Source organism: Streptomyces sp. NPDC050121 (assembly GCF_044460385.1).
Classification (GTDB): Bacteria; Actinomycetota; Actinomycetes; order Streptomycetales; family Streptomycetaceae; genus Streptomyces; species Streptomyces soliscabiei.
On sequence record NZ_JBITJV010000062.1, the window covers coordinates 1 to 13,329 of the forward strand.

Below are 13,329 nucleotides of genomic sequence, written 5' to 3' on the forward strand. Positions count from 1 at the left end.
CCGAGTAGTCCTTCATCGCCATCGGCGGTCTTCTCGCTTCCTCCGGATCAAGCAGATCCAGTATCAGCGTGTCCACCACTCAGGGGGAGGCTCCGGGCCGTGCTCGCCTTCCTGCTGGCAGATGCCGGCCGGCCGGTCCCGATCGACGCGCTGGTCGACCGGCTGTGGGGTGAGCATCCGCCTGCCGAGGCCCGCGCCTCGCTCTATGCGCACATCGCCCGGATCCGTCGGCTCCTGGAGGTGAAGCCGGGTGCCCCGGTTCCCGAGCACGGTGACCCCACCGCGTCGCCGCGTGTCCTGCGTCGCGCCGACGGATACCTGCTCGACGTGGCCCCCGACCAGGTGGACTTGCATCGGTTCCGGCATCTGGTCGAGCAGGCCCGCGGATTTGCCCGCACGGACGGGGAACGGGCGTTGGCGCTACGTCAGGCGTGTGCGTTGTGGCGGGGAGAACCCATGGCCGGGCTACCCGGGCCCTGGGCGGTCCGGGCCCGGGAAAGCTGGAAGCAGGAGTACCTCGCCGCGCTGGTCGCCTGGGCCCACTGCGAGCTGGAAGCGGGCAACCATGCGGCGGTGGTCGGTCGGCTGCCCGATCTGGTCGCCGAGCACCCGCTGGTCGAACCGCTCGCCGCGGCGTTGATGAGGGCGCTGCACATCTGCGGACGCGGCCCGGAAGCTCTGGCCTGTTTCGCCGCCCTACGGGAGCGGCTGGCCGAGGAACTCGGCACTGAGCCGGGACCCGATGTGCAGCGGCTGCATCAGGCGATCCTCCGCGGTGAGGAAACCGGCCCCGGCCGGGCCGACCGCCACAAGGGTTCGGGAGGCGCCCGCCCCTCAGCGGTGCCCGCCGCCGTCGAGACGCGTCCCGCGACGGGCGGCCGAATGGGTCAGCTGGGTCGGCTGGGCCGGCTGGTGGGACGTGACGAAGAGGTGGCGGTGCTCGACCGCGCCCTTGAGGACGTGACCACTGGTGAGTCCGGCGTCCAGGCACACGTGGTGGAGCTCGCCGGGGAACCGGGTATCGGCAAGACGCGACTGCTCGCCGAACTCGGCGAGCGGGCGAGGCGGCGTGGGCTGCTGGTGCTGACCGGGCGCAGCGTGCAGTTCGATCAGGCTCCGTACGGCGCCTTCGTGGACGCGCTGGACGACCACCTCGCTTCCGCGGCCCCGCGCGAGAACCCTGTGGAGGCGCTGCCGAAGGCGGCCGTGCGTCAACTGGCCGCCGTCTTTCCCGCCTTGTGGGACCACGGCGTGGCGGCGGGGGCGGTGCGGGCCGAGCGGTACTGGTTGCACCGGGCAGTGCGGTCGTTGCTGGAAGCCGTGGGCGCGGGTGGCCAGGGGCTCGTACTCAGCCTGGACGATCTGCACTGGGCGGACGACGCGACCGCCGAGTTGATCGACCACCTGATACGGCATCCGCCGAAGGCGCGGGTGCTGCTCGCGCTTGCCCACCGTCCTCGGCAGATTCCACCTCGTCTGTCGGCGGCCCTGAGCCGGGCCGGAGCGGACAGCCGAGTGTCCCGCGTGGAGCTGACTCCCCTTTCGTCCACGGACGCGGCGCGACTGTTCGCAGCCGACATGGGCCCAGGGCGCTGGCGACAGCTGTATGACGTCAGCGGCGGCAATCCGTTCTACCTGGAAGCGCTGACTCGGATGCCCTCCGAGCAGCTCGCGGTGGCCGTCCCGTTGGATCCGGCAGCCTCCATGAGAGACGTGCCCCGACCCGTGCGGGACTCGCTCCTGGCGGAGTTACAGGGTCTGTCGGAGTCGGCGCGGCTCTGCGTGCGGGCGGCCGCGGTTCTCGGCGACTCCTTCTCGGTCACGATGGTCGCGGACGTCGCCGGGTCCGATCAGGCCCGCACGTTGGCAGCCCTCGACGAACTCACCGCACACGACCTGGTGCGGCCCGTGGGACCCCCGGGCCAGTTCGGTTTCCGCCATCCGCTCGTGCGTGCCGCCGTCTACGAAGGAGCGGGCGCCGGCTGGCTGATCAGCGCGCACGGCCGTGCCGCGCGGTGCCTGGCGGCGCGCGGAGCCTCGTCGTCCGCCCAGGCCTCGCACGTCCAGCGATCGGCGCATCCGGGTGACGAGAAGGCCGCGGAGCTGCTGGCGGAGGCTGCCCGCGACGTGCTGACCATCGCTCCGGCCACCGCCGCGCAGTGGACACAGGAGGCCCTCCGGCTGCTGGGCGACGAGGGCCGCCTCCGGCCGGATCTGTGGTTCCAGAGGGCCAGCGCGCTCGGCGCGGTCGGACGGCTGCGAGAAAGTCGTGACCTGCTGCGTGCCACGGCCTTGCTGCTTCCTCCTCAGGCGGGGGACATACGGATCCGGGTCGTCGTCTCCCAGGCCACGATGGAGTGGATGCTCGGCGACTATCAGCAGGCAATGCGCTTGCTGCTGCGGGAGTTGGAGGACCGGGACGGCCGGTCGGACCACGACGTCGCGGAGCTGGAGATGGCGCTCGCCGCCATCGCTCAGCGCACGGACGAGTTCTCCACGGCGGTCCGCTGGAGCGAACGGGCACTTGCCTCGGCGGAGAGAGCGGGAGACCCCCCGCGGCTCGCCATGGCCCGAGCGCTGCTGGCGCTCGCGTACGCCTCGACCGGCGAAAACGCCCTCTCCCACGCCCACCTCACCCGACTGCTCGAGTCCCTCGGCGGAGCGCAGAGCGAACAGCCGGAGTACATCGAGGCCCTTTCCGTGATCGGCTGGACGGAACTGCTGCACGCCCGCCACGACTCGGCCCTGCGCCATCTCGACCAGGGACTCGAGTTGTCCCGCCGTACCGGCAACAGCCTGTTGCTCAGCGATCTGTTCGCCGCCTCCGCGCACGTCCACCTGCTCCTCGGAAACCTGGACGAAGCGAGCAGATGCGCGGAGGAGGCGCTGGAAGCAGCGTCGATGGTCGGCAGCGAGGAGGCGTCCTCCTTCGCCGCCGGTGTGCTCGCCGCCACTCGTCTGTGGCGAGGGGACTACGCCACGGACGATTCCCTCTTCGAGAAGCTGGTGACCTCACTGCACACGGCCGACGACTGCGAGCCCGGACGGGTCAGATCGGTCGCGCTCGGGATTCTCGGCCAGGCCATGCTCTTCAACGGTGACCCGGACGGCTGCGTCCGCACGGTCACCCGGGCAGGCGGCGGCCCTGACCTGCTCAGGTTCGAAGCTCCCACGCGCGCTCTGTGGTTCGGGCTGCTGACCAGAGCGGAGCTGGCCAGGGGCGACCTCGCCGCCGCCGGCACCTGGACGGATCGGGCGGCCTGCGCGGCCAGGCCTGACGGACCACACCACCAGCGTGCCTTCATCGCGCTCTCCCGCGCCGAGCTCCACCTCGCCCGGCAGGACCCCGCGGTCGCGGCGCGGTTCGCACAGGAGGCCGCCGAGGTGTTCCGCACCTGCCGTATGCCGCTCTACGAAGCACTCGCGCGCATACAGGCCGGTACCGCGCTGGCCTCGTCGTCCGAACACAGCCTGGATGCCCTGGCCCAGCTCGAACAGGCGCAATCCCTGTCCGGGACGCGCGGTGCCCACGGCCTGTCGGCATGGGCCGAGGCGGAGTACCGCCGCATTGTCGACGCACCCGCCCCCTAGAACCGGTTACGGCATGCAATGCGGCATCAGGCCGTCCCCCCACACAGAACTACGGCAACCCGTGCACATGCGGACCCACCGCACCCGACCACGCGCCCCCGCCGCCGCGTCCCAGGTAGGTGTAGCCGCCCTGGACCCAGGCGCTCAGCGTGTAGGTGGAGTTGGGCTTCGCCGCCACCATTTCGTTGGTCCAGATCAATCCCGTTGTCAAGGAGTCCGGTTGTGGAGGGCCCGTGGAGGCCGGTGGGAGACCCTGAGTGCGTAACCTGCCCCGGTTTGCTGTGACTTGTGGGACGAAGAGTTTCCGGGCCGTCACGGAAAGCTGTTCTCCGGCCACAGGGGCGTGGATACAGTGCTGAGGTAGTCACGCAATGAAGTCATCCCGGTGCACCGGAGTAACGCCGGTGGGCCGGACCGCGGGAATCGGGGAGCTGCGTGTGCCAACTGCCATTGCCGTGACCGGAGCGGACCTGGCGCTGCCGCCCCAGGACGAGCGCACCCTGCCCGCCGCCGTCCTCGCCGACCTCGACCGGCAGCCGCTGGAGGGGGCCCTCGCCGCCGTCCAGACCCTCCTCGAACAGTACGGGCATGTGATCGTCGTGTACTCGCGGGCCGTGCCCCCCGCCGTGGAGCAGCGGCTGCACACCATCCGCTCCCTCCTGGAGAGCGACCGCATCGCGCTGTTCCGTCCCGAACTGCCCCCGCTCGCCGTCGCCGTCCTCGCCCGCCAGTTGCGTCAGCTCGCCTCCTGCGACCTCGGCCCCGGCGTCCTCGCCTCCGCGGGCCGGCTGCTCACCCACTACCTCCACGCGGGCGCGCTCCTCGGGTCGGTGGCCCGCCTCGACCGGGTTCCGGTCGTCGGCCTGAAGTCGCATGCCAGGTCATGGGTTCCGGGTAGTCAGTTCGGTGTGCTGGCACATCCGCAGGCGGAGATGGTGAAGGCGAGCCCCGAAGTGACGCTTCCCGGGCCCGAGTTCGGCACCTGGATGCTCGTCGCCCGCGGCCAGCTGCAGTCCGACTGGGTCACCGACACCCTCGCCCCGGCCTGGAAGGTGCAGGGGCTGCGGGAGACGACCCTGCCCGCCGAGTCCGCCGACTGGTGGGGCACCGGCAAGGCGATCGAGTTCTGCGGCTATCTGCCCGACCTGTCGGTCCTCTACCAACTGGTCACCTCGGTGCAGCAGGGCGTCTGCCACTGGTGCGGCATCGACGTCATCGGCGACCGCTGCGTCTTCTGCTCCGCGACCCCGCCGTCCGCCTCCGAGCTCACCGCCCGACCCGCCCGCGCGCTCACCGCGGGCGGCTGAGACAGCTCGAACCATCTCGACCCAGCTTGACCTGTAGGCCTCCTTCCGTCCGCTCGACCCGACCCCCAACGAGGTTGTACGGCCCATGAACTCCCGTCAGCGCCGCGGCGTGATTCTCCTGCTTCTGTCGGTGTTGTGCGCGCTCGCGGCCTTCGCCGGCGTCCTCTCCGTCATCGACGACGTGAAGTCCAAGGTCGGCCCCGAGGTCACCGCCTATGAGCTGCGCTCCGACGTGGCCCCCTACGCCGCCCTGAAGGCGGACCAGTTCAAGAAGATAGAGATGCCGGAGCGCTGGCTGTCGGAGAACGCCGTGACCGACCTCGCCGCCATCCGCGGCAAGATCGCGGTGACGACGCTGAAGAAGGGCTCGCTGCTGCAGAGCGACATGATCGTCGACCAGCCCGCCCTGCAGCCGGGGCAGCAGGAGGTCGCCATCATGATCGACGCGGCCACCGGCGTCGCCGGCAAGATCACCCCGGGTGCGACCGTCAACGTGTACGCCACCTTCGAGGGCGCCCGCGCGACCGACCCCGACCAGTCGAAGATCATCGTCACCAACGCCCGGGTCCTCGACGTCGGCGAGATCAAGGCCCTCGAACCGGACGACACCAACCGCAACCGGTCGGCCACCGACCAGGTCCCGATCACCTTCGCGCTGTCCACCCTCGACGCCCAGCGTCTCACCTACGCCGAGTCGTTCGCCAAGCGCGTCCGCCTCGCCCTCGTCGCACCCGGCGGCGACACCACGGTCCCCGAACGGGACCGTACGTACGAGCTCACCACGGACAAGTGAGAGGCCGCCGCCCATGCCCACGAGGATCCTCCCGGCCGTCGGCGACGCGGACGCGGTCCGTTCCCTCACCACCCTGCTCAGCCAGCTCCCGGACGCCGAACCGGTCGCCCCGGTCGGCGACTCCACGCAACTCGTCGACACCCTCGCCCGGCTGGCCGCCGAGTCGGTCGACGAGCTGCCCGAGGTCGTCGTCGTCCACGAACGCATCGGGCCCGTACCGGCGCTTGAGCTGGTCCGCGAGGTCGCCCTGCGCTTCCCGGCGGTCGGCGTCATCCTCGTCACCACCGACGCGGGCCCCGGCCTCTTCGCCGCCGCCATGGACTCCGGCGCCCGCGGCCTGGTCACCCTGCCGCTGAGCTACGAGGATCTCGCCAGCCGCGTCCAGGCCGTCGCCCAGTGGTCGGTGGGCGTACGACGCCATCTCGGACACGGCGGCGACGTGTTCACCGGCGTCGGCGGCACCGTCGTCACCGTCAGCGGCGCGAAGGGCGGTGTGGGCGCGACCCTCACGGCCGTCCAACTCGCCCTCGCCGCCCAGGCGTCCGGCCGTCCCACCGCGCTCGTCGACCTCGACCTCCAGGCCGGCGACATCGCCTCCTACCTGGACGTCCAGTTCCGCCGTTCGGTCGTCGACCTCGCCGCCATCGCCGACATCTCGCCCCGCATCCTCGCCGAGGCCGTCTTCCGCCACGACAGCGGCGTGGCCCTGCTGCTCGCCCCCGGCGAGGGCGAACGCGGCGAGGAGGTCACCGACCGCGCCGCCCGCCAGATCCTCAGCGCCCTGCGCTCCCGCTACGAGGTCGTCGTCGTCGACTGCGGCGCCCAGCTCGGCGGCGCGGGCGCGGCGGCCGTCGAACTCGCCGACCGCGCGCTGCTCGTCACCACCCCCGACGTGGTCGCCGTGCGCGGCGCCAAACGCACCGTCCGCATGTGGGACCGGCTCCAGATCCGCAAGGCGGAGGAGACGACCGTCGTCGTCAACCGGCACAGCCGCGGTACGGAGATCCAGCCCCCGCTCATCCAGAAGATCACCGGCACGGCCCTCGCCACGACGACGGTCCCCGCGAACTTCAAGGAACTCCAGGCCGCCGTGGACGCCGGCCGGGTCGACACCCTCGATGCCAAGGGCGCCGTCCGCCAGGCCCTGTGGGCGCTCGCCGGCGAGCTGGGGCTGGTCAAAGGGCCCGAGGCCGCGCTGGTGCGCAGGAGCGGAGGACGGGCCCGGGGCGGGGACCGGGGCACGGTCGGGTTCCGGCGGCGGAGGGAGTGAGCGTCATGAGCAGACTTCGGGGCGGCGACCGGGGCCAGGTCACCATCGAGTTCCTCGGCATGACACCGCTGATCATCGTGACCCTGGTGGTGGTGTGGCAGTTCGTCCTGGTGGGGTACACCTTCACGCTCGCGGGGAATGCTGCCGACGAGGCGGTGCGGGCGGGCACGGCGGCGCCTCCGGGGGAGCGGCCAGGGGTGTGCCAGGAGGCGGGCCTGGCCAAGCTGGGGGACGCGTGGAAGGGGAACGCCGAGGTGGACTGCGGCGGCACCGGCTATGTGACGGCCGACGTCACCCTGTACGTCCCCGTCCTCTTCCCGGGCCTGATCGACTTCCCGTTCAAGGTGCACGGCCACGCGGGTGCCGTCGAGGAGGACGACGGCGACGAGGGCGGCGGCTGAGATGGCTCACGGACGCCGAAGAGGGTCGAGCGACCGAGGTCAAGTGGCCTTGGAGTACCTCGGGTTCCTGCCCCTGCTCCTGCTGGTCGCGCTGGGTGCCGTACAGCTCGGCCTGATCGCCTACGCCGCCCAGCAGGCGGGCACGGCGGCCAGGACCGGGGCCCGCAGCGCGTCCCTCGACGGGAACTACAACGCCGACTGCCAGCAGGCGGTCAGCAGTTGGCTGAAGGCGAGCTGCGGCGATCTGGCGTTCGGCGACGACGAGGTCACGGTCACCTCCACCGTCACCATCCCGTCCGTCATCCCCGGTATCGGGAACTTCGGCGAGGCACACAAGACGGCCACGATGCCGGTCGACCACTGAGGGAAGGGCATCCGACATGAGCCTGCGGGCACGCATCACCTCCCCCGAGGAGAACAGCGGCCGGGGCGAGGACGGCCATCTGGTCTCCTCCTACCGGACCAAGCTGCTGGAGGAGATCGACCTCGCCGAGATGAGTTCGCTCGCGGCTGCCGAGCGCCGGGCCCGGCTGGAGCGCGTGCTCGGGCACATCATCAGCCGCGAGGGCCCGGTGCTGTCCACGGTGGAGCGCTCGCAGCTGATCCGCCGGGTCGTCGACGAGGCACTGGGCCTCGGCATCCTGGAGCCGCTGCTCGAAGACGCGTCGATCACCGAGATCATGGTGAACGGCCCCGACGCGATCTTCGTCGAGCGCGGCGGCCGGGTGGAGCAACTCCCGCTCCGCTTCGCGTCGAACGACCAGCTGATGCAGACGATCGAGCGCATCGTCTCGACGGTCAACCGCCGTGTCGACGAGACGAACCCGATGGTCGACGCGCGCCTCCCCTCCGGCGAACGCGTCAACGTGATCATCCCGCCGCTGTCCCTCACCGGCCCCACCCTCACCATCCGCCGCTTCCCACGCTCCTTCACCCTGCACGAGCTGATGGGCTTCGGCTCACTGGACGAGCAGATGCTGTACCTGCTGGCGGGTCTGGTGCAGGCGAAGTTCAACGTGATCGTCTCGGGCGCCACGGGCACCGGCAAGACGACGCTCCTCAACGCCCTCTCCGGCCTGATCCCGGACGGCGAACGCATCATCACCATCGAGGACTCGGCGGAACTCCAGCTCCAGCAGTCGCATGTGATCCGCCTGGAGTCCCGCCCCCCGAACGTCGAGGGCAACGGCCGCATCACCATCCGCGACCTGGTCCGCAACTCCCTGCGGATGCGCCCGGACCGGATCGTGGTCGGCGAGGTCCGCGGCGGCGAGTCGCTCGACATGCTCCAGGCGATGTCGACGGGCCACGACGGCTCCCTTGCCACGGTCCACGCCAACAGCGCCGAGGACGCCCTGATGCGGCTGCAGACCCTCGCCTCGATGTCGGACGTCGAGATCCCCTTCGTCGCCCTGCACGACCAGATCAACAGCGCGGTGGACGTCGTCGTCCAGCTCACCCGGTTCGCCGACGGCGCCCGCCGGATCACCGAGATCGCCCTGCTCGACAGCCACGGCGGCGAGCCGTACCGGCTGGCGACGATCGCCCGCTTCAACGCCCAGCCGATGACCGCCGACGGCCGGATCCACGGCGCCTTCGAGTACTTCCCGCTGCCCCGCCGTACCGCCGACCGGCTCTATATGGCGAGCCAGCCGATACCGCAGGCGTTCGGGGTCGCACGGGACGCACTCGAACTGACCACAAGGGAAGCCCGGTAACGCTGATGGACCTCGACACCCTCACCACCCTCACCACCGGCGTGGCCCTGCTGACCTGCGCCCTGGCCGTCGTCGGCGTGCACATCTACGCCAAAGGCCGGGCCCAGCGGGCGGAACTGGTGGAACGCCTCTCCGCCACCGGCCAGCTCACCGGCACCGCCCGCCGACGCCGCTTCCGCACCCTGGACCGCAGGCTGCGCCGCACGACCACGGGCCGCAAGCTGGAGCTGAAACTGACGGCGACCGGCCTGGACCTGACCCCCGGCGAGTTCTTCGTCTACATGCTGGCGGCGGTGGCCGGCCTGTGGCTGGTCGGGCAGGCCACCCTGGCCCCCTTCTTCGGCCCGATCGCCGGCCTCCTGGGCGTCTGGGCGGCGTGGCAGTTCCTCAACTGGCAACGCCAGAAACGCATCGAGAGGTTCATCAACCAACTCCCCGAACTGGCCCGCATACTGGCCAACGCCACCCACGCGGGCCTGGCGCTGCGCACCGCCATCGGCATGGCGGCGGAGGAGCTGGAGGCCCCGGCGGGCGAGGAACTGGCCAAGGTGGCCAACCAGTTGGCGGTCGGCCACTCCATGGACGACGCCCTGGGCGAACTCGCCGACCGTCTCCCCTCCCGAGAGCTCGTCGTCCTCGTCACCACCCTGGTCCTGTCCAACCGCGCCGGCGGCCAGGTCGTCGGCGCGCTGCGCAACCTGACGGAGACGCTGGAGGAACGCAAGGAGACCCGGCGCGAGGTGCGCACCCAGCTGTCGCAGGTGAACATGACCTCCTACGCCGTGCCGGTGCTGGGGGTCGGGGCGTTGTTCCTCATGAACAGCGTCGAGGACGGCACGCTGGACCGCATGACCGGGTCGCCCGTCGGCCAGGCCTGCGTGATCATCGCGTTCAGCCTCTACGCCGTCGGCTTCGTCCTCATCCGCCGTATGTCCCGCATCGACGTCTGAGCAGGGAGTAGGGAGAGGGAGAGGGGAACCAGGGATGGAACTGCTGCTCGCACTCGCCGTGGGCCTCAGCGTCTGGGGCATGTTCGCCGGCATCCGCATGTACCGGGCCGAGGTGAAGCTGCCCAGCGACCTCGCGCTGGCCCTGGAGGTCGGCGCGACCCGCACCAGCGCCGTGGGCTCGCTCATCGACCGCCTCGGCATGCGGTACGCACCCGCCGTGCTGCGGCTGATGGGCCCCAAGCAGGTCACCCGCTACCGCCGCAGGATCGACCTCGCGGGCAACCCGGGCGGCCTGACCATCGACCGCTACGCGGCCCGGCGCGCCGTCTACGGCGCGACCGGCGCCCTCGGCGCCTTCGCCGCCCTGCTCCAGGGCAGCTTCTTCGTCGCGCTGCTCATGCTCGCCTTCGGCCTGTTCTGGTCCGAGGTCGGCATCTGGTCCGCGATCCGCATCCGCAAGGACGCCATCGAGCGGACCCTGCCGGACTTCCTCGACGTCCTCGCCGTGGTGGTGAGCGCGGGCCTCGGCTTCCGCCAGGCCCTCGACCGGGTGGCGTCCCGCTACGAGGGCCCGTGGGCGGACGAGATCCGCATCACCCTCCGGCAGATGGACCTCGGCGTGAGCCGCCGCGAGGCCTTCCAGGAACTGCGCCGGCGCAACGACTCCGAGCAGGTCGCCATGTTCGTCACCGCGCTCCAGCAGGGCGAGGAGCTCGGCGCGCCGATCGTCGACACACTCGTCTCGATCGCCAAGGACATGCGCCGCACGGACGCGCAGAACGCCCGCCGCAAGGCGGCCCGCGCCGTCCCCAAGGCCACGCTGATGATCACGACGTTCATGGTCCCGGCGACGATGCTCCTCCTCGGCGCGGGCATGCTGCTCGGCTCCGGCACGGACTTCAGCTCGATCACGGGCGACTAGGGCGGACGGTCATGACGGTCACCATGGAGACGCGCACGAGGCAGTGGCGCCGCCGCAGCCGTGGTAGTCGCGGCAGCGAGACCGGGGGCAGCGAGACCGGCGGCTGGGCAGTCGGCGGTCGGGCAGCCGGGCGCCGGGCAGCTACGGCCCGGGCAGCGGAGGACGCGGGAGCCATGGGCCGGGCGGCGGAGGACCCGGGAGCCATGGGCGGGGCGGCCGAGGGTCAGGCAACCGAGGGTCAGGCAACTGCGGGTCAGGCAGCCGCGGGCGAGGCCTCCATCCCCCTCCAGGTCAACGCGCTCCAGGCGATGTGCCGCCAGGTCTTCGCCTTCCGTCTGGCCATGATCGCCGTCGCCGCCCCCGCCGCCCTCCTCAACGCGGCCCCCGGCATGAGCGTCCGCCTGGTGGGCGCGGCCGTGGTCGCCACCTTCATGGGCTCGTACGTCCTCTTCCGTGACTGGGAGCGCTTCGGCCCCCTCCTCCTGCGCCACCCTTCCCTGCTGGTCGCGGACACCCTGTTCGGCACCCTGCTGCTGATCTCGGCGGGCCCGGACACCACGCTCGCCTACGTCAGCGTCTGCACCCCGCTCCTCGCCGGCATCGTCTACGGCTGGCGGGGCGCCGCCTGCTTCGCCTCCCTCCAGTCGCTGATCCTGCTGCTGGTCCACGCGACCCTCGTACGGGAGTCGGGGGCGGGCCTGGCCGAGAGACTGCTGCTGCCCGGCTTCTGCGTCATCACCGGCGCGGTCGGCTCCGCCCTGCGCCAGCTGATGCTCCGCTTCGGCACGGCAACCCAGGCCCTGACCACCGTCAAGGCCCGACTGGCCGTCACCGAGGCGGTCGCCGCCGAACGTGCCCGGCTGGCCCGCGAGATGCACGACTCGGTGGCCAAGACGCTGCACGGCGTGGCCCTCGCGGCGGACGCCCTGGCCCATTCGGCGGGCTCACCCGGCATGGACCCGACCCGGGTACGCCAACACGCCGAACTCGTCGCCCGCGCCGCGCGCCGCGCCGCCGCCGAGTCCCGTGAACTCCTCACCGACCTGCGCCGCGAGTCGGACCCGGCGCAGGTCGCCGACCTCCTGCCCGAACTGGCGGCTGCCGCACACGACTTCACGGAACGGACCGGCCTGCCGATCGCGTACCACCGCCCCACCGGCGACGGCGTGATGCTCCCCGTGCCGCCCGCCGTGGCCCGCCAACTCCTCACCATCGCCGCGGAGGCCCTGGAGAACGCCCACCGCCACGCGGCCCCGACCCGCGTCGACGTACGAGTCGACGTACGAGCGGCCGTGACCGGAGGACTCCTGACGCTCACCATCCGGGACGACGGCTGCGGTTTCCCGCCCGACACCACCCTCGAACAGCTCCGCCGCACCGGCCACTTCGGCCTGGTCGGCATGGTGGAACGGGCCGCCTCCGTCGGCGCCCGCATCCACATCGGCCACGGTCCCGGCCCCGACTCCCTGGGCACCGAGGTCCGCGTCGAACTCCCCCTGGCCGCGCTCGCCCCACGAGAGGAGGCCGCCTGATGCCGGACCGACCGCCCCACCCCGACACCGTGCAGCCGCTCTTCCCCCCACCGCACCGGCCCGACCCCGTCCGCGTCGTCGTGGCCGACGACAACCCGGTCGTCCGCGCGGGCCTGACCGCGCTCCTCTCCGGACGCGAGGACCTCACGGTCGTCGCGGAGGCGGCGGACGGCCGCGAGGCCTACGAATCCGCCCTCCGGCACCGCCCCGACGTCGTCCTCCTGGACGTCCGCATGCCCGGCGTCGACGGCCTCTCGGCCCTCCCCCATCTGGCGCGGATCGCCCGGGTCGTGATGCTGACGTACAGCCACGAGCCCGAGATCGTGCAGCAGGCCCTGCGCGAGGGGGCCGGGGGCTATCTGGTCCACGGCGAGTTCACCGTGGAGGAGCTGGTGTCTGCGGTACGGGACGTCACGCGGGGCCGCGCCCACTTCACCCCGACGGCGGCGACAGCAGTACTGGCGCACATCCAGAACGATGCGACTGCACACGTTGAACCGGACTCAACTTCCCTACTTTCGCCGACTTTCACGAAACAGCTTTCGCAGTTGCAATCAACTATGGGACAGTCGATGCCGATGTCGATGCCGACGTCGGCAGGCAGGGAGAGGTTCCCACTGAGCGTGAGGGAGGCGGAGATCATGGACCTCATCGCGTCGGGCATGAACAACCAGCAGATCGCCGCCACCTGCTTCATCAGCGAGAAGACGGTCAAGAACCACATCAACCGCATCTTCGCCAAGCTGCACAGCAGCAGCCGCTCCGAGGCCGCGGCCAAATGGCTGGGAACGGCGGTGACGTCGTGAGGCTCCGAATCCGCCGCACTCCCGCCTGGGCCCGGGATT

12 protein-coding genes are annotated in these 13,329 nt (G+C 71.3%); 11 read left to right on the forward strand and 1 reads right to left on the reverse strand.

Features of this window, described 5'->3' with window-relative positions:
* A partial coding sequence (locus ACIBTS_RS45910) for a BTAD domain-containing putative transcriptional regulator (protein ID WP_399327415.1) occupies positions 1-3,591 on the forward strand: 3,591 nt, incomplete at its 5' end.
* A 49-nt stretch (positions 3,592-3,640) separates the two neighbouring features.
* Here the strand turns inward: ACIBTS_RS45910 and ACIBTS_RS45915 are convergent.
* Complete coding sequence (locus ACIBTS_RS45915; RefSeq protein ID WP_399327468.1) at positions 3,641-3,802, reverse strand: hypothetical protein; 162 nt, start codon at positions 3,800-3,802, stop codon at positions 3,641-3,643.
* A 226-nt stretch (positions 3,803-4,028) separates the two neighbouring features.
* Between ACIBTS_RS45915 and ACIBTS_RS45920 the strand changes: the two genes are divergently transcribed.
* From ACIBTS_RS45920 to ACIBTS_RS45965, 10 genes are all read left to right on the forward strand, one after another.
* Positions 4,029-4,898: a hypothetical protein gene (locus tag ACIBTS_RS45920; protein WP_399327417.1), complete on the forward strand. Its 870-nt coding sequence runs from the start codon at positions 4,029-4,031 to the stop codon at positions 4,896-4,898.
* An 85-nt stretch (positions 4,899-4,983) separates the two neighbouring features.
* On the forward strand, positions 4,984-5,691 hold the full coding sequence (cpaB, locus tag ACIBTS_RS45925) for a Flp pilus assembly protein CpaB (protein WP_319674971.1): 708 nt from the start codon (positions 4,984-4,986) through the stop codon (positions 5,689-5,691).
* Between the two features lie 13 nt (positions 5,692-5,704).
* Complete coding sequence (locus ACIBTS_RS45930; protein WP_399327419.1) at positions 5,705-6,961, forward strand: CpaE family protein; 1,257 nt, start codon at positions 5,705-5,707, stop codon at positions 6,959-6,961.
* Positions 6,962-6,966: 5 nt separating this feature from the next.
* The gene (locus tag ACIBTS_RS45935; RefSeq protein ID WP_399327421.1) at positions 6,967-7,362 is read left to right on the forward strand and encodes a TadE/TadG family type IV pilus assembly protein; all 396 of its coding nucleotides are present in this window, start codon (positions 6,967-6,969) and stop codon (positions 7,360-7,362) included.
* A 1-nt stretch (position 7,363) separates the two neighbouring features.
* Positions 7,364-7,726 carry a TadE/TadG family type IV pilus assembly protein gene (locus ACIBTS_RS45940; protein WP_399327423.1) on the forward strand — a complete coding sequence of 121 codons (363 nt, stop codon included), beginning with the start codon at positions 7,364-7,366 and terminating at the stop codon, positions 7,724-7,726.
* Between the two features lie 16 nt (positions 7,727-7,742).
* Positions 7,743-9,080, forward strand: a complete 1,338-nt coding sequence (locus ACIBTS_RS45945; protein ID WP_319674975.1) for a CpaF family protein — start codon at positions 7,743-7,745, stop codon at positions 9,078-9,080.
* 5 nt (positions 9,081-9,085) lie between these two features.
* On the forward strand, positions 9,086-10,030 hold the full coding sequence (locus ACIBTS_RS45950) for a type II secretion system F family protein (protein ID WP_399327426.1): 945 nt from the start codon (positions 9,086-9,088) through the stop codon (positions 10,028-10,030).
* Positions 10,031-10,064: 34 nt separating this feature from the next.
* The gene (locus ACIBTS_RS45955) at positions 10,065-10,952 is read left to right on the forward strand and encodes a DUF5936 domain-containing protein (RefSeq protein WP_319674977.1); all 888 of its coding nucleotides are present in this window, start codon (positions 10,065-10,067) and stop codon (positions 10,950-10,952) included.
* Between the two features lie 11 nt (positions 10,953-10,963).
* Positions 10,964-12,484 (forward strand): sensor histidine kinase, encoded by a 1,521-nt coding sequence (locus ACIBTS_RS45960; protein ID WP_399327428.1) that lies wholly within the window; start codon positions 10,964-10,966, stop codon positions 12,482-12,484.
* Positions 12,484-13,290, forward strand: a complete 807-nt coding sequence (locus ACIBTS_RS45965) for a response regulator (protein ID WP_399327430.1) — start codon at positions 12,484-12,486, stop codon at positions 13,288-13,290. The genes ACIBTS_RS45960 and ACIBTS_RS45965 overlap by 1 nt, the downstream gene beginning before the upstream one ends.
* Positions 13,291-13,329: the final 39 nt, after the last annotated feature.